Below are 16307 nucleotides of genomic sequence, written 5' to 3'. Positions count from 1 at the left end.
CGGCGGTCGGTGGTCCTTCGTCGACCCGGCCGCGTGGCCCGGGCTACGTCGCGGCCGGGTCGAGCGGTCGCGCGGCCAGCACGGCGACGTCGTCCTGGTCGTCCCTGTGGGCCATCGCGACGAGCACCGCGTCGAGCAGGCGGTCGAGCGGCTCCCCCGCGACTCGTGCGGCCTCCCGCCGGAGCACCTCGAGCCGCTCGCCGACCCGGTGGCCGCGGAGCTCGATCAGCCCGTCGGTGAACATCAGCAGGGTCGATCCGCTGGGCACCCGATCGACCCAGGTGTGTCGTTGCGCGCTGCCGTCGACCCCGAGCAGGAGGTCGGACCGGCCGGTGAGCTGCGCCGTGCGCCCGTCGGGGTGTACGAGCAAGGGCGCGTAGTGGCCCGCGCTGGACCACGTGAGCCGGGCTCCCGTCGAGTCGTCGGGATCGGTCGCCTCCAGCCGCGCGACCAGGGCAGTGGCGACCGTGCCGGACCCCAGCGCGAGGTTCGCCCGGTCGAGGCGGCCCAACAGCTCGGACGGGGAGTCGTCCCGGTCGATCGCGAAGCCGCGCAGGATGCTGCGCAGCTGCCCCATCTCCGCAGCGGCGGCCACATCGTGGCCCGCAACGTCCCCGATCACCAAGGTGGTCGACCGGGGGAACGCCAGCGCGTCGTACCAGTCGCCGCCGACCTTGTCCGACGCGCTCGCCGGGTTGTACCTGGCTGCCAGCTCCAGGCCCGGTACGACCGGCAGCGTGCTCAGGAGCGCGTCCTGAAGCGTGTGGGCGACCTCGCGGCGCTGCTGGATGAGGGCTGCGCGCTGCATCGCCTGCGACGTCGTGCGCGCCAGCGTCGACAGGAGCTCGCGGACGTCGTCGTCCATCCGGCGCGGGGCCCGCCAGCCCAGCCCGAGCCAGCCGAGCGGTCGCCCGCTCGCGCTGAGCGGCAGGAACGCCCGCGAACCTCCAGCCGCCCACGTCGGGTCGTCGCGAAGGTGCGGGAAGTCGGCAAGGAACGCGGTCTGGTCGGTGTAGACCAGAGCGCGTCCGCTCCGCATCGCCCGCGGCCCCGGGAGGTCGGCGCCCGGATCCACGGCCAGCCAGCAGGTCGTGGCGGCCGAGGACAGGTCCGGCAGCCGAGCGCGCCGCACCGCGCGGAGGTCACCGGCGGCCAGCTCGCCGTCGGCCGCGCCCAGCGCGCTGTGGGCGAGGGCTCGGACGGCGGCGAGGACCTCGTTCTCGGTCGTGGTGTGGACCATCGCCTCGCTGAATCGAAGCAGCAGTCGCGACTGCCTGGTCGCGCGGATCGCGGCATGCGTCGCCTCCTGCAGGCCGCTCACGATCTGTCGCCGGACGAGGGACCACGAACAGGCTGCGGCGATCTCGCTCAAGGTGGTCAGGTCGCCGGCAGAGAACTCCCGAGGCTCGTGCTCGATCGCGCACAACGCGCCGACCACCCGGCCGCGGGCATCGACGAGCGGAATCCCGGCGAACGCCCCGACCCGCAGGTCCCCGTCTGCCGTGTCTGCCGGCGCTCTACCTCCTGCGCGAGCGTCCGGAACGACCAGCGGACGCCCGGTGCTCACGACCTGGTGACCGAAGGCGGGTGCCCCCTGGGCGGCGCGGGTGGTCGCGAGCGGTTCGATGAGGCCGGCGGCCCCGGGAAAGACCTGCCGATCACCGTCGTCGAGCGACACGAGTGCGATCGAGACGTGCAGCAGCTGGCGGGCCATCGCGGCGAACCCGTCGAGCTCCTCGTCCGGGGCTGCGGGCAGCAGATCTCCGGCCGGCTGCGCCGGTGACAGGGCGACACCGTCGAGCTGAGCAGAAGCGAAGCCGTCCGGGGGTGTCGCGAAGCCGTCCAGGGGCACCATGGCGAAGCCGTCCAGGGGCTCCATGGCGAAGCCGTCCAGGGGCACGTCGGCGAAGCCGTCCGGGGTCACCCCGGCGGAGCCCGGCAGCGCTGCCTTCCCCGTGTCGTCCCCCACGCTCACATCTTGCCGCGACGGGACACCTCCGGGCAGGGAATCGCACAACCCGACCCGGTACGAATGACAAAGGCCCCGATCTCGCCTCTCGGCAGATCGGGGCCAGAGCCCTACATCTTGGGCCAGCATCTCCACGCCACTGCCCACCGCGCCCGCTTGTTCTTGTCTCGCGCGGCTTGAACCGCCCCCGGCCATCTTGGGGGCTGTCAGTGACGAGCCACCCGGTCCCCGTCCGTCCGCTCCTCACAAGGAGCGCGTTCCGTGGCCGAGCCGATTATTCACGACGGGATGCTGGCACCACCGTGAGAACCGAATACTGCTCGAACGCTTGTCGTACGCGTTCACACAACCTATCGGCTGCGCCTTGAGCCCGTTGAGCATAACACCCGAAGCAGTGTGGACCAAGCCGGGCCGGTCTCAGTGACCGCGAGCGACCCATTCGGCCAGGTGGGGAGCTTCGGCGCCGATCGTGGTGTCGTCACCGTGCCCGGTATGGACGACCGTCTGCGACGGCAGGGTCAGCAGCTGGGCGCTGATGGACTCGATGATCGTCGGGAAGTCCGAGAAGGACCGCCCGGTGGCCCCCGGTCCCCCGGCGAACAGCGTGTCGCCGGTGAACACCACGCCGAGCACCGGCACGACGAAGCAGCACGCGCCCCAGCTGTGGCCCGGGGTGTGCAGGACGCGGACCTCGACGCCTCCCACCGTGACCACGTCGCCGTCGGCCAGGTCGCGATCCGGGGCGACCGGGGTGGACATGTCCCACAGGTCCCGATCGGCCGGATGCAGCGCGGTCGGAGCCCCGGTGGCCGTCGCGAGCGCCTCGATCGCGCCGAGGTGGTCGTCGTGCCCGTGGGTGAGCAGGATCGCGACCACCCGGCGTCCGTCCACCGCGGCCAGGATCGGCTCGGCGTCGTGCGCAGCATCGATGACCAGGCACTCGTCGTCGTCGCCGAGCACCCAGACGTTGTTGTCGACGTCCCACGTCCCGCCGTCCAGGCTGAACGTGCCCGAGGTGACGACCCGGTCCACGCGCAGCACAGTCGCGCTCACAGGACGACGACCGAGCGCAGGACCTCGCCGGTGCGCATCTTCTCGAAGGCGGACTCGACGTCACCGAGGCCGATCGTCTCGGACACGAACGCCCCCAGGTCGAACCGGCCCTGACGGTAGAGGTCGACCAGCATCGGGAAATCCCTGCTGGGCAGGCAGTCGCCGTACCAGGAGGACTTCAGCGCACCGCCGCGACCGAAGATCTCGATCATCGGCAAGGTGACCTCCAGGTCGGGCGTGGGCACCCCCCCCAGGACGACGGTGCCGGCCAGGTCTCGGGCGTAGAACGCCTGCTCGTACGTCTCGGGCCGCCCGACGGCGTCGATCACCACGTCTGCGCCGTACCCGCCGGTGCGCTCCCGGATGGCTTCGACGGCGTCGGTGGTCGCCGAGTTCACGGTGTGGGTGGCGCCGAAGCTCCGGGCCCGCTCGAGCTTCCGTTCGTCCACGTCCACCGCGATGATCGTCGTCGCTCCGGCCACGACGGCACCGGCGATCGCCGCGTTGCCGACCCCACCGCAGCCGATCACTGCGACCGAGTCTCCCCGGGTGACCCCGCCGGTGTTGACCGCAGCACCGAAGCCCGCCATCACTCCGCACCCGAGCAGGCCGACGGCGGCCGGATCGGCCCGGTCGACCTTGGTGCACTGCCCCGAGGCCACCAGGGTCTTCTCGATGAAGGCGCCGATCCCCAGGGCGGGCGACAGCTCGGTTCCGTCCGTCAGCGTCATCTTCTGGGTGGCGTTGTAGGTGTTGAAGCAGTACTGCGGCTTGCCCTTGGCGCAGGCCCGGCACTGGCCGCAGACCGCGCGCCAGTTGAGGATCACGAAGTCGCCGGGAGCGACGTCGGTGACGCCCGCACCGACGGCCTCGACGACACCGGCGGCCTCATGGCCGAGCAGGAACGGGAACTCGTCATTGATGCCGCCGTCGCGGTAGTGCACGTCGGTGTGGCAGACCCCGCAGGCCTCGATCGTGACGACGGCCTCACCCGGACCGGGATCCGGCACGATGATCTCGACGGTCTCGACCGGCGCCCCCTTGGCTCGCGCGATGACTCCCTTGACGACGCTGGGCATGCGGTCTCCTCTGCGGTGGCGTGGGCGATGCGGTGGCGGACCCACAGACTACGGAGCCGCACCGCGCGGGCAACCGCGAGCACATCGTTTCGCGGGGCCTGGTCGACCGATCACGAGAGCCCACCGCGAATCGCTCTGGTTGACTGCCGCGGGGTAGCGGGCATGCACAAATTTGTGCGGCTTGGTCCGTATTGGTTGCGGCCGTACGGGTGACAGATGAGCACGGCTGAAGAGACACAGGACCTTCGTCCCCTAGCGTTCGGGCACCGAGATGGAGGACCCGCATGAATCAAGACACGTACGACGTCACGACGGTGATCCACGCACACCTCATACTCTCGGACTCGACCACGACCGATGTGGCCATCGAACTCGGGTACCGCGCGTCCGACCCGTTCGCCATTCATGCCGAATTCGTCTGCGGGGATTCGACGACCACGTGGTTGCTGGCTCGCGACCTCTTTGACCAGGGCCTCGTCTCCGACCAGGACTCCGCCGCGGGCGACGGCGACGTGCACATCTGGCGGGACGAGGACCTCGACTACCTGCTCCTCTCCCTGACGGGGGCCCTCGGCACCGCACTGCTGGCTGCCCCGGCCGAACCGCTCGAACGATTCATGGACGAGACCCATGTCCGCGTTCCCGTGGGGATGGAGAGCGACCGGTTCGATTCGGCACTCGACGCCTTCGTTGCGAGCATTCTGACCACCTGACCACCGGGCGGCCGTTCGTCGCAATTGACGACGTCCGAACGCCCGACGGGGGTAGCTAGGGTCGGGTCGTGGCGAGCTATGTGGCATCCGACGGAGCTGAGCTCCACTACGACCTGCTCGGCGTCCATGGCCTGCCCGTGGGAGGTTCCAGCGGGCGCGCCGCGATCGTCGTGCTGGCCGGCGGCGCGGCACGGCACCCCAGCTACCTCGGTGATCTCGCCGGGCTCGCGAGCGGGCGTGCGCTCGTGGTGCCCCACCTGAGAGGGGTCGGACGCTCCCCCGCCCCCGCGCTCACCGAGTCGGGCGCGTTCTGGCGGCAGGCTGGGGACATCGAGGCATTGCGCGTGCACCTCGGCGTGGACCAGATCCTCGTCGTCGCGCACTCGGCCGGGACCCGGCTGGCGATCGCGTACGCGGCCCGGTACGCAGCTCGAGTTGCCGGCCTCCTCCTCATCACACCGCCGGCCGGCTACCTGGTCGACGACGCCTCCGATGTCGATTCCCTCATCGACGCCCGGCGCGGCGATCCGGCCTTCGATGCCGCACTCGCGGCCCTGTCTGCGGGGCCGGACGGGAGCACCGAGGACGCGTTCAACGCATGGCAGCAGGTCGTCGCGCCGGCGGGATACGCCACGTGGGCTGCCGGCGAGCAGGCTCATGCGCGCGTCGGGCGCTGGAACCTGGCCGCGGCAAGGGCCTATTTCGGCGTCGAGCCGCCATCCGACCTGCCGGCACAGCTCCGCACGGTCGACGCCCCGGTGCTGGTCATTGCGGGGGCTCAGGACTGCTTCACCGGTGTCGCGCCGGTGATGGCCCTCGCCGCCCTCTTCCCGAACGGCTCCTGCGTCGTGATCGACCGCTGCGGCCACTACCCGTGGATCGAACAGCCCGGCGCCTTCCGGAGCGCCGCGGACGCGTTCCTGGACGCCGTCGACCCGCGCGCCTGGCCGGTGGCGGAGAGCGTCGAGACCACTCGACTCGTGCTGGAGCCCCTGAACGTCGCTCACACCGCCGAGCTCGTTCGCGTGCTCGACGACGAGCGCCTCCACGAGTTCATCGGGGGCCGGCCCGCGACGCGGACCGAGATGTCCGCACGCGTGGCCCGGCAGGTTCGGGGGGCGTCCGGCGACGGAAGCCAGGGATGGTGCAACTGGGTGGTTCGTCATCGTCGGTCCGGGTCGGCGGTGGGCACGGTTCAGGCGACGATCCAGGCGGAGCCGGAGCGGGTCGTCGCCGAGATCGCCTGGGTCATCGCCTCGCCCCACCAGCTGCAGGGTTTCGCGTCCGAAGCGGCCACCGGGATGGCTCACTGGTTGTTCGCCCACGGGGTGGACGTGCTGGTCGCCCATGTCCACCCGGACCATCAGGGGTCCAACGGCGTGGCCCGCCGCGTCGGTCTCGCGCCGACCGCCGTCATGGTCGACGGAGAGGTCTGCTGGTCGACAGCGCCCGAAACGACCCATCTCGGGTGATCGGCCGAGGTGGCGAGCGGGAGGTGGGAGCGGGTTCGACCGGGACCGACAACAAAGGCCCCGACCCATGCGTTTCCGCTGGTCGGAGCCTTGTCGTTCGCTGTCTCAACGAGTGTCCGGAAAGGGACTTGAACCCTCACGCCCATAAGGGCACTAGCACCTCAAGCTAGCGCGTCTGCCATTCCGCCACCCGGACGAGTGGACCATGACGGGGGTTCAACCCCGTCAGGTGCGGCCGTAAAGATAGCACGGAGTGGCGGTCGAGCGATCATCGAGGCCGGGGTGCAGACTGTCGCCGACGAGGATGCCGGTACGACGTGGGTGCGACGTGGAGAGGTTCGGGATGACGGAGCAGGAGAGCCCGATCATGGGCGAAAGCGAGAGCTCCCCGGGGTCGCCTCGGCGTGTCGCGGGAGCGCCTGTGGGCGCACGCCGCGCTGTGGCGGTGCGTCGCGGCCCGTCCAGCAGGGACTTCGAGCCGAACTCCCCCCGCTGGTTGCGGTCGATGGCCGGGGTGTCGTGGCGGCTGCTCGTCGTCGTCGCCGCGATCGCGCTGGTCTTCTTCGTGACGTCCCGCGTCCAGCTGCTCGTCATCGCGGTCTTCATCGCGCTCGTGTTCACCGCCGTGCTGCGGCCGGCCGTGGAGTTCCTCAGCCGACTCATGCCCAGGGGGCTCGCCACCGCGCTCTCGCTCCTGCTCGGCATCCTCACGCTGGTGGGCATGCTCACCTATGTGGGCGTCTCGGTCGCCGGCCAGTGGGTGAATCTCTCCGAGCAGTTCGGCACGGGTATCGAGGACCTCAAGAACCTCCTCATCGACGGTCCGCTGCCGTTCGTCATCACCAACGACCAGATCAACCAGTGGATCACCGACGGGCAGGCCTGGCTCCAGGAGCACAGCGGTGAGTTGGCCGGCCAGGCCGCCGCCGGTGCGGGTTCCGTCGTGGAGGTGTTCGCGGCTCTCGCGCTGGCGACCTTCTGCACGGTCTTCTTCCTGTCCCGTGGTGCGGACATGTGGACCTGGTTCCTCAACCAGCTGCCGTCCCGGGCGCGGACCATCTGGCAGACCGCGGGAGGGGCCGGCTGGTACACCTTCTCCGGCTACACCCGCGGCACCGTCATCATCGCGGTGTCGGACGGGGCGTTGGCCTTCATCCTGCTCACCATCATCGGCGTGCCGCTCGCGGCGCCGCTGGCGGTGCTCGTGCTGATCGGCGCGTTCGTTCCCCTGATCGGCGCACCGGTGGCGATGGTCATCGCCATGATCGTGGCACTGGCGGCCAACGGGCCGATCCAGGCGGCGGTCGTCGGTGTCGGGATCGCACTCATCGGCCAGTTCGAGGGGCACATCCTGCAGCCCCTGGTGATGGGCAAGCAGGTCTCTCTCCACCCGGTCGTGGTCGCCCTCGTCATCACCGCCGGAACCCTCGCGGCAGGCATCCTCGGCGCGGTCATCGCCGTACCGCTCGTCGCGGTGGCCTGGGCCGTCTTCTCCAGGCTGCGCACGATCGACCCGCCGATGACCGAGGACCAGGAGGACGAGTCCCTCGAGGACGTGGCACCGATCGAGGGCTGAGGGCTCCGTAGCTACTGGAAGTCCCGGGACGTCGTCGGCACCCGGAGCGACAAGGGCGCGAGGTGCTCCGCGAGGAGATTCGTGGCACCGTCGGCCCGCTCGAGCCGGCCCCGCACGACCAGGGCAGCAGACGTGCGCGCGACCCGTCGGAACCGCTGCCACAGGCCGGTGCTGCAGATGACGTTGAGCATCCCCGTCTCGTCCTCGAGGGACAGGAACGTGACCCCACCCGCGGTACCCGGGCGCTGGCGATGGGTGACCACCCCTGCAACCGCGACCCGCCGCTCGGGCTCGTGCTGGAAGGCCTCGGCCACCCGCAGCACCCCGGCCGCGTCCAGGCCGGCCCGGACGTACTGCGTCGGGTAGGAGTCCACGGAGACCCCTGTGGCCCAGACGTCGGCCACGGCCAGCTCGACGTCGCTCATACCGGGAAGCGTCGGGGCAGCGACGCCGACCGACACCCCCGGGAGCGTGTCGGGGCCCTCCTGAGACAGCGCCCCCGCAGCCCACAGCGCCTCGCGCCGCTCGACCCCGCGCCCGGTCGGCCCCGGCAGGCTGCCGAGCGCCCCCGCTGTAGCCATCGCCTCGAGCTGCGTCGTGGTCAGCCGCACCCGCCGGGCGAGGTCGCGCAGGTCGCGATAGGGGCCGTTCGCCGTGCGTTCGGCGACGATCGCCGTCGCGGCCTCGGTGCTCACCCCGCGCACGGAGGCGAGGCCGAGCCTCACCGCGAGCGCACCGTGGGGCAGGACGCCGTCGGGCATCACGCCGTCGGGCATCACGCCGTCGGGCGCCCGCAGAGGCCGCGCCGAGCTGCCGGAGGGCAGCGGGACGAGCGGCAGCGCCGGGCCCGCGTCCCCCGGCACCCGCTCGAGCCCGGCCTGCACCCCCGACGTGAGCACGTCCGGACGCAGCGCGGTCAGCCCGTGCCGTCGCGCGTCGGCCACGAGCGACTGCGGCGAGTAGAACCCCATCGGCTGGGCCGCGAGCAGACCCGCGTAGAACGCTGCGGGGTGGTGGACCTTGAGCCAGGCGCTCGCGTAGACGAGATAGGCGAAGGAGTAGGCGTGCGACTCCGGGAACCCGAAGTCCGCGAACGCTTTGAGCTTGTCGAAGATCTCCTCCCCCACCTCGCGCCCGATCCCGTTGGCCCTCATACCCTCCTGGAGACGCGCGTGCAGCGCCTCCATCTTCTCGGTCGACCGTTTGGAACCCATCGCCCGGCGCAGCTGGTCCGCCTCCGCACCGGTGAAGTCGGCGACGTCGATCGCCATCTGCATGAGCTGCTCCTGGAACAGCGGCACGCCGAGGGTCTTGGCGAGCGACTTCTCCAGCAGCGGGTGCAGGTAGGTGACCTTCTCGCGCCCCTGCGCCCGCTCGATGTACGGATGGACCGAACCGCCCTGGATCGGACCGGGACGGATCAGCGCAACCTCGACGACGATGTCGTAGAACGTGCGCGGCCGCAGGCGGGGCAGCGTCGACATCTGCGCGCGCGACTCGACCTGGAACACCCCGACCGTGTCCGCCGCACAGAGCAGGTCGTAGACGAGCGGGTCCTCCTGCGGCAGGCCGTGCAGGTCGAGCTCGACGCCTTCGTGCTCGCGGACCAGCGTGAACCCGATCTGCAACGCGGTGAGCATGCCGAGGCCGAGCAGGTCGAACTTCACCAGTCCGGCATCGGCGCAGTCGTCCTTGTCCCACTGCAGCACGGTGCGGCCCGGCATCCGGGCCCACTCCACGGGGCACACCTCGATCACCGGTCGGTCGCACAGCACCATGCCGCCCGAGTGGATCCCGAGGTGTCGGGGCAGGTGGAGAAACCGCTCAGCCAGGTCCAGCACCTGCTCGGGGATCTCGTCGAGGTCGCTGGCCGGTGGGGGTCGGTGCGCCGGGACGACGTCGTGCCGGTCGGCGGTGAGGTCGCCCGGCAGCCCGCCGCCGGCACTGCCGTGCGCGCCGAACCCGGGCGGCTGGCCTGGCCCCTGCGGCTCCGGGGTTCCACGCAGGCTCCCCCACCTCTCGATGCTCTTGCTCCAGGCATCCTGCTGCCCGACGTCGTGCCCCAGCGCCCGGGCGGCATCGCGCACCGCCGAGCGAGGACGGTAGGAGATGACGTTGGCCACCTGTGCCGCGTGCGTGCGCCCGTGCTTGGCGTAGACGTACTGGATGACCTCCTCGCGGCGGCCCGACTCGATGTCCACGTCGATGTCCGGCGGACCGTCGCGCTCGGGCGCGAGGAACCGCTCGAAGAGCAGACCGTGCCGCACGGCGTCGACAGCGGTGACTCCGAGCGCGTAGCAGACCGCCGAGTTCGCTGCCGAGCCCCGTCCCTGGCACAGGATGCCGTTCTCGCGACAGAACTCGACCAGGTCGTGGACGATCAGGAAGTACCCGGGGAAGGTCAGCGCCTCGATGACGTCGAGCTCGCGGGCGATCTGGGCGTACGCCCCGGGCACCCGTTCCGACCCTCGAGGTCCGTACCGCCGGGCGGCACCACGCCAGGTCAGCTCGCGCAGCCAGGTCGCCTCGGTGTGTCCGGGGGGAACCGGGTACGGCGGGAGCTGCGGGGCCACGAGATGGAGGTCGAACGCGCACTCGTCCCCGAGCGCGGCCGCGGTGGCAACCGCCTGCGGGTGGCGCGCGTGTCGGCCGAGCATCTCGGCCGCCGATCGCAGGTGCAACCCCCCGGTCGAGGGCAGCCACCCGTCGAGGTCATCGAGCGAGGACCTGGCCCGCACCGCGGCCAAGGCACCAGCCAGGTCCGCGTCGCGCGGGGTCGCGTAGTGCACGTTGCCCGTCGCGACGAGCGGCAGGCCCGACGCCGCCGCGAGCGCCGCGAGCGCATCGACCCGATCGGAGTCCCACGGGTCGCCAGAATCGGTGATCTCGACCGCGACGTTGTCTCGGCCGAACAGCGCGCTGAGCCGATCGACCTCCGTGCGCGCGGCCTGCTCGCGGTCGGACCTGCTCCGGCCGGCACCCGGGCCGTGGACGCCGGCACCGGCGCCGGCCGGATCGAGCGCGCGGCGGACCGCGCCCTTGCGGCAGCCGGTCAGGATGAGCCACTGCCCCGCCGCCTGCTCGGCGAGCTCCTCCAACCGGTACGCCGCAGCGCCCTTGCGTCCCGTCGACAGGTGCGCGGTGGCGATCGCTCGCGAAAGGTTGCGGTAGCCGTCCGGCCCCCGGGCGAGCACCAGCAGGTGGGTCGAGCGGGGGTCTGGCACACCGGTGGGCGGGTCGAGCACCTCACCCCGGACATCGGGGGCGGGCAGGTGCAGCTCCGCCCCGAAAACCGTCGGCAGCCCGACAGCGCGGGCCGCTTGCGCGAACCGCACGACGCCGTACAGCCCGTCGTGGTCGGTCACTGCGAGGGCGGACAGGCCCAGGCGCGCGGCCTCGGCCGCGAGCTCCTCCGGCTGGCTGGCGCCGTCGAGGAAGCTGAAGGCTGTGTGGGCGTGCAGCTCGGCATAGCGGGGCCCAGCCGTCCCACCCCCAGCCGTTGCACGCTCAGTCATAGACCGCCTCGCACGTCCACTCGCCGCCGGTGCAGGCAAGGAGCAGGGCACGGCCGTCCGCGAGCGCGACCTGCAGGTGCACCCGTCGCTTCGGTGCCTGGCTCCACCACCGCTCGACCATCGGCCACGGTCCGGCCCAGGCCACCAGGGCATGCGGGCCGTCGTCGTCACCGCTCTGGCCGCTACCACTCTGGACACCGTCGCCCTGGCCGCGGTCGCGCGGGCGGGCCCGCCACTGCAGCGCGACCGGAGGGGCACTCATCGTCAGACGCAGGTCTACCCGCACCCCTGCACCCAGCGCGTCGAGCACGTCCACCGGCGCCGGCTCGACGAGGACCGTGGCAGGAGCGGGTTCGGGCAACCGGCCGGGCCAGGGACGGTCCGCCACCCGCGGCGGGGTCCGGGCGTCCCCCCAGGCAGCCAGGTGAACCTGGTCGCGCACGTCACGGCCACCCTGCAGCGTGGCCACCTGGACCCCGTCGCCACCGATCAGCCCCTGCACCCGGAGGAGGGCCCGGTGGGCGCGCAGATCGCCGCCGCTCGCCCCGCCCCACAGCCAACCCTGTTCCGCCCCGGCGGGCGCGACCTCCTCGGCCGCGATCCCGAGGCGCACGAGCGCTGCCGGCGCGGGTGCGCTCCGGTCGTGGTTCCCCGACCCGCCCTGGCCGCCGGCCCGCCCCGGACCGCGCAAGGCGTTGCCCGACAACCACCCTTCGAGCTGCCAGCGGACCCGGTCGGTGATCCGTGCCGGGCTCAACCCGCCCAGCCCGCCCGCATCGGTACGCCAGGTGCGCACGAGCTCGTCCCCCGCATCGGTCCACGCGGTGATCCGCAGTCGCCCGCAGCTCACGGACCGCTCGAGGAGCATCGCCTGCAGCTGCTCTGCGAGGCGGCGGGCGGCGAACGCCGCGGCGTCGACCCGTTCCGCCGGCGGATCGAACTCGCAGGTCACCTCGACGTCCGGCTCGAGCCGTCGCCGAACCGGCGGACGCACATCCTCCCCGCGGGCCAGCCGGTGCGCCCAGAGGCCGAGCCGCCCGAACCGCGCCTCGACGTCGGAGGCCGGAAGAGCCGTCAGGTCGCCCAGGGTCCGCAGCCCGAGCCGGTGCAGCACATCGAGCAGACCGTTGATCTCGGCCACCGCACGATCGCCCATCGCCGCGTGCACCAGCTGCTCGACGGCGAGCGGGGCGAGGAAGGCGCGCGCACCTCCAGGCGCCACGACGCTCGAGGCGCGGGCCGCCAGGATCGCCGCGAAACCGCCGTCGGCCACCCCCACCTGGCACTCGTGCCCCGTGCGCTCGGCAACCTGCTCCACGAGCGCTTCGGCGAGCGCCTGCTCGGACCCGTGGAAACGGCTGGCGCCGTCCGCCGGAAGCAGCAGCAGGCCCGGACGGGCCACCTCCAGTCCGGCCACCACGGTCTCGGCAGCCGCGGAGACCGGCTCGAACGCGCGCGCGTCACGCCCCTCGTCGACGGTGAGCAGCACCAGCTCCGGGCAGCACTCCTGGGCCTGACGTCTGCGCATGCCGCGGCGCACCCCCTGGGTCCGGGCGAGCGCGGAGACGGCCGTGATCCGCCGCCCGTCGTGCACGGCCACACTCTGATGGACCTCCGCCTGGCCGGCCGCCATCGCGGCGACCACCGGCCAGTCGGGGACCCAGAGCACTGCCGTACGGACCGCCGGGCTCGCAGACTCTCGACTCGCCGGCTCCCGACCCGCCGACTTCCGACCCGCTGGTTCCCGACCCGCCGGCTCCCGACTCATCCCGACACCACCCTCATCCGACCAGCCGCAGTGGCGTGGCCTCGGGCGGGCCCGCAGGCAGCTGTCGCAGTGGATCGGTCGGCACGCCGGCGCGCTCACGCACCGGCAGGACGACCTCTGCCCGGACGAGACGCCCTGCGCTCCCCCGCCCGCCGCGCGTCACGGTCAGCCGTTGACTGCGCAGGTGCCCGTGCCCGATCCCGAGACCGGTCCAGCCCGCGGGCACAGCGGTGAGCACGAGGTGCGCGCCGACCCAGGACACGGTCGACAGCAGCACCGTGCCGCGTTCGCGGGCGCGGGCCATGAGGCGGCGACGGTCGGAGTCCACGAGCGCCGCCGCCGCGCCGACGATCACCAGGTCGACGCCGTCGATGAGGGCGGCCAGCACGGTCGGGGCATCCGGACCGGGGCACGGCACGAGCGCCAGCCGGTCGAGGTCGACACCGGCCTGCTGCGCCGCGAGCACGCCGACCTCCGGCAGGCCGACGACCGCCGCCCAGGACCCCTCCTGGGAGGCGCGGGCGACGAGCGCCAACAGGAGCGAGGTGGAGCCGGTCACCACGAGGGTGCCCCCTCGATGCAGCGCCCCCTCGGGCAGAAGATGCGCAAGAGAGCTCGACACGGGTAGGGGCGGCCGGTCCGGATGACCCGTACGACCCCGTCCGCGCCCCTGCGAAGCGGAGTCCCCCGCCAGGTTCATCGACGTCAGCACCGGAGGATTCTGGCTCTGGCTCTGGCGTGGAGCCTGATTCAGGTTCACGCTCGGGACCGGGACCGGGCTCGGGCTCGGGCTCGGGCTCGGGCTCGGGCTCGGGCTCGGGCTCGGGCTCGGGCTCGGGACCGACGATGCAGGTGCAGTTTTCCGGGACGATGCGGCGGCAGGCCCCGGTACCGGCATGCTCCTGGCACCGGTACGCAGCTCGGCGCGCAGCAACGCCTCTCGCGCCCGTAGCACCCGGTCCGTCGCGGTCGTCATGCCCTCTCCTTTCGCACCGTGGTGCCTTTGACACCGTGGTGCCCTTGAACCGACCGTTTGCCCTACCTGCATCAGGGTCCTGCTCCCTGTTTCAGGCCCTGCTCCGCCGTCGCGAAAGCTGCCGACAAAAGGTCGACGTGACGAGAGACGATGTGCCACCAGTCTACCTCTTGTTCGAACAGGTGTTCGAGGTGATTCTTCTAGTGAACGACCCCTGCCCCGGGCTGTCAACCCGGCCCGCGCGCGAGTGTCCGCAGACCGGGACGGGGCCTCGCGGAGCATGATGGCCCGATGGATCTGACCCGGCCGATCGCACCTGACCCGTACGCCCTGCTCCCCCACGTCCCGTCCTTCACCCTGGTGAGCGACGACGTCGCCGAGGGCGATGAGATGGCAGACCCGCACACCGAGGCTGGAGACGTCTCGCCGCACCTGCGCTGGGAAGGCGCCCCCGTCGGCACCCGCTCGTTCGTCGTGAACTGCTTCGACCCCGACGCTCCGACCCCCGCGGGGTACTGGCACTGGACCGTCGTCGACCTGCCCGCCGGCACGACGACGCTCCCCACCGGCGCAGGTGACCCCGCCAGCGCCGCACTACCCTCCCCCGCGTTTCAGACCCGCAACGACGGCGGCACCACGGGCTACGCCGGTGCCGCACCCCCGCCCGGCGACCACACCCACCGGTACGTCTTCGCGGTGCACGCTCTCGACGTCGAGCACCTGGGCCTGACCCCGGACGCGACCCCGACCGCGGTGGCCTTCAACGCGTTGTTCCACACCCTGGGGCGAGCCGTCCTGACCCCGACGTACCGGCGCCAGTGACCCGATGTCCCTGACCACGATCGGACGCCTGAAGTGGCTCCGCGCCGTCGACCACCCCGACCTGCTCGCAGCCGGCACCCGCGAGGCGCTGGACCGCTGGGCAGCCCTCGACCCGACGGTCGCCGATCGCGTTGCCGTCGCCGAGATCGACCCCGACCTCGCCGACACGGCCGCACTCACAGCGGCCTATGACCTCCCGCCGGCAGCCTCGGCCAACTGCGTACTCGTCGCCGGCACGCGGAGCGGCGACGAGCGCATCGCGGCCGCCGTGGTGAGGGCGACCACCCGGGCCGACGTCAACAACGTCATCCGGCGTCTGCTCGACGTGCGCAAGGCCTCCTTCCTGCCCACCGATCGCGCCACCGAGCTGTCCGGGATGGCGCACGGCGGGATCACCCCGGTAGGCCTGCCGACAACCTGGCGAGTGCTGGTCGATTCGCGGATCGGCGAGCCCGACACCGAGGCCCACGGGGTCGTGATCATCGGGAGCGGCCTGCGCCGCTCCAAGCTCGCCCTGCCCGGCGCACTGCTCACCACGATGCCCGGCGCCCAGGTGATCACGGACCTGGCGACGCTGAGTCGCTGAGTCGCTGAGTCGCTGAGTCGCTGAGTCGCTGAGTCGCTGAGTCGCTGAGTCGCTGACGAAGGATGGCGACAAAGACAAAGACAATGACAATGACTAGAGAACACTGCCAAATACTCGCTCGCTCGATGAACGAGCCCATGGCTGAGCAGTCTAATGAGCACTGACTAATCCGGCGTCAGAATCTGGCCGTTTTGGTCGGTGAATTGCCAGCCGTGGCCGGGTTCCCAGTGGATCTCGATGTGGTTGTCGTGGACGACGGTGTGGTGGTGGGTGCAGAGCAGGACGCCGGTGCGGGCGTCGGTGGTGCCGTGGTCGCGGGTCCAGTGCTTGCTGTGGTGGGCCTGGCACATGCGGGGTGGGGCGTGGCAGGAGGGGTATTGGCAGTGTTTGTCGCGGGCGATGATGGCGCGGCGTAGGTGGGTGGGGTAGGTGCGGTGGGTGCGGCCGACGTCGAGGATCTGGGAGTCGGGGCCGAACACGATGCGGGTGATGGCGGCGTCGCACAGGAGCCGGTCCAGGACGGCGCGGGGCACGGGTTGGCCGCTTTCGAACACGGCCGGGTTGAGCGTGCCCGGAGTGAGGGCGCCCGGGGTGAGCGGGCTGGCGAGGAGGGGGAAGGTCCCGGCGGGGCACGGCGGCGCCCCGGTCGCCTCGGTGGTCCCCGCGGTCTGGGCGGTGCAGGTGGGGTGGTGGGTGGTGGTGGTGAGGGTGAGCAGGGTGGGGTAGTCGACCAGGACGGACAGGTGGGGGCGGATGGTGGCGCCGCGGCCGGTCAGGG

12 protein-coding genes and 1 tRNA gene are annotated in these 16307 nt (G+C 71.9%); 5 read left to right on the top strand and 8 right to left on the bottom strand.

Going from position 1 to position 16307, the window contains the following annotated elements:
- Positions 1–43: 43 nt before the first annotated feature.
- From EUA98_RS01575 to EUA98_RS01565, 3 genes are all read right to left on the bottom strand, one after another.
- Entirely contained in the window at positions 44–1969 is a 1926-nt protein-coding gene (locus EUA98_RS01575; RefSeq protein WP_165372682.1) for a GAF domain-containing SpoIIE family protein phosphatase, read from the bottom strand.
- Between the two features lie 417 nt (positions 1970–2386).
- Positions 2387–3022 (bottom strand): MBL fold metallo-hydrolase, encoded by a 636-nt coding sequence (locus tag EUA98_RS01570; RefSeq protein ID WP_242511202.1) that lies wholly within the window; start codon positions 3020–3022, stop codon positions 2387–2389.
- Complete coding sequence (locus tag EUA98_RS01565) at positions 3019–4101, bottom strand: S-(hydroxymethyl)mycothiol dehydrogenase (RefSeq protein WP_130100912.1); 1083 nt, start codon at positions 4099–4101, stop codon at positions 3019–3021. The genes EUA98_RS01570 and EUA98_RS01565 overlap by 4 nt, the downstream gene beginning before the upstream one ends.
- 284 nt (positions 4102–4385) lie before the next feature.
- Between EUA98_RS01565 and EUA98_RS01560 the strand changes: the two genes are divergently transcribed.
- Together EUA98_RS01560 and EUA98_RS19995 are read left to right on the top strand one after the other, a co-directional pair.
- On the top strand, positions 4386–4814 hold the full coding sequence (locus tag EUA98_RS01560) for an SsgA family sporulation/cell division regulator (RefSeq protein WP_130100911.1): 429 nt from the start codon (positions 4386–4388) through the stop codon (positions 4812–4814).
- A gap of 68 nt (positions 4815–4882) precedes the next feature.
- The gene (locus EUA98_RS19995) at positions 4883–6286 is read left to right on the top strand and encodes an alpha/beta fold hydrolase (RefSeq protein ID WP_130100910.1); all 1404 of its coding nucleotides are present in this window, start codon (positions 4883–4885) and stop codon (positions 6284–6286) included.
- A gap of 113 nt (positions 6287–6399) precedes the next feature.
- On the opposite strand, the gene EUA98_RS01550 is transcribed toward EUA98_RS19995, so the two are convergent.
- Positions 6400–6482 (bottom strand) — tRNA-Leu (locus tag EUA98_RS01550).
- 225 nt (positions 6483–6707) lie between these two features.
- Here EUA98_RS01550 and EUA98_RS01545 point away from each other — a divergent pair.
- On the top strand, positions 6708–7862 hold the full coding sequence (locus EUA98_RS01545) for an AI-2E family transporter (RefSeq protein WP_242511201.1): 1155 nt from the start codon (positions 6708–6710) through the stop codon (positions 7860–7862).
- An 11-nt stretch (positions 7863–7873) separates the two neighbouring features.
- On the opposite strand, the gene EUA98_RS01540 is transcribed toward EUA98_RS01545, so the two are convergent.
- From EUA98_RS01540 to imuA', 3 genes are all read right to left on the bottom strand, one after another.
- Positions 7874–11377 (bottom strand): error-prone DNA polymerase, encoded by a 3504-nt coding sequence (locus tag EUA98_RS01540; RefSeq protein ID WP_165372681.1) that lies wholly within the window; start codon positions 11375–11377, stop codon positions 7874–7876.
- A complete protein-coding gene (locus tag EUA98_RS01535; protein WP_350339476.1) occupies positions 11370–13046 on the bottom strand; it encodes a DNA polymerase Y family protein in 1677 nt (558 codons plus the stop codon). The genes EUA98_RS01540 and EUA98_RS01535 overlap by 8 nt, the downstream gene beginning before the upstream one ends.
- Positions 13047–13158: 112 nt before the next feature.
- On the bottom strand, positions 13159–13845 hold the full coding sequence (gene imuA' / locus EUA98_RS01530; protein ID WP_491562668.1) for a DnaE2-dependent mutagenesis accessory factor ImuA': 687 nt from the start codon (positions 13843–13845) through the stop codon (positions 13159–13161).
- 567 nt (positions 13846–14412) lie between these two features.
- On the opposite strand from imuA', the gene EUA98_RS01520 reads away from it, so the two are divergent.
- Positions 14413–14943: a YbhB/YbcL family Raf kinase inhibitor-like protein gene (locus tag EUA98_RS01520; RefSeq protein WP_130100907.1), complete on the top strand. Its 531-nt coding sequence runs from the start codon at positions 14413–14415 to the stop codon at positions 14941–14943.
- Between the two features lie 4 nt (positions 14944–14947).
- A complete protein-coding gene (locus EUA98_RS01515) occupies positions 14948–15529 on the top strand; it encodes a YbaK/EbsC family protein (protein ID WP_130100906.1) in 582 nt (193 codons plus the stop codon).
- 164 nt (positions 15530–15693) lie between these two features.
- Here the strand turns inward: EUA98_RS01515 and EUA98_RS01510 are convergent.
- On the bottom strand, positions 15694–16307 hold a 614-nt coding region (locus tag EUA98_RS01510; RefSeq protein ID WP_130100905.1), incomplete at its 5' end, for an HNH endonuclease signature motif containing protein.

The sequence above is a fragment of the Pengzhenrongella frigida genome (assembly GCF_004168625.1).
Taxonomy (GTDB): Bacteria; Actinomycetota; Actinomycetes; order Actinomycetales; family Cellulomonadaceae; genus Pengzhenrongella; species Pengzhenrongella frigida.
This window is presented reverse-complemented; position numbering and strand designations above follow the sequence as displayed.

Bases quoted from the DNA above. Each gene is read 5' to 3' on its own strand.
- imuA' (WP_491562668.1), bottom strand. From the start codon at position 13,845: ATGAACCTGGCGGGGGACTCCGCTTCGCAGGGGCGCGGACGGGGTCGT.
- EUA98_RS01520 (WP_130100907.1), top strand. From the start codon at position 14,413: ATGGATCTGACCCGGCCGATCGCACCTGACCCGTACGCCCTGCTCCCC.
- EUA98_RS01560 (WP_130100911.1), top strand. From the start codon at position 4,386: ATGAATCAAGACACGTACGACGTCACGACGGTGATCCACGCACACCTC.
- EUA98_RS01515 (WP_130100906.1), top strand. From the start codon at position 14,948: ATGTCCCTGACCACGATCGGACGCCTGAAGTGGCTCCGCGCCGTCGAC.
- EUA98_RS01565 (WP_130100912.1), bottom strand. From the start codon at position 4,101: ATGCCCAGCGTCGTCAAGGGAGTCATCGCGCGAGCCAAGGGGGCGCCG.
- EUA98_RS01540 (WP_165372681.1), bottom strand. From the start codon at position 11,377: ATGACTGAGCGTGCAACGGCTGGGGGTGGGACGGCTGGGCCCCGCTAT.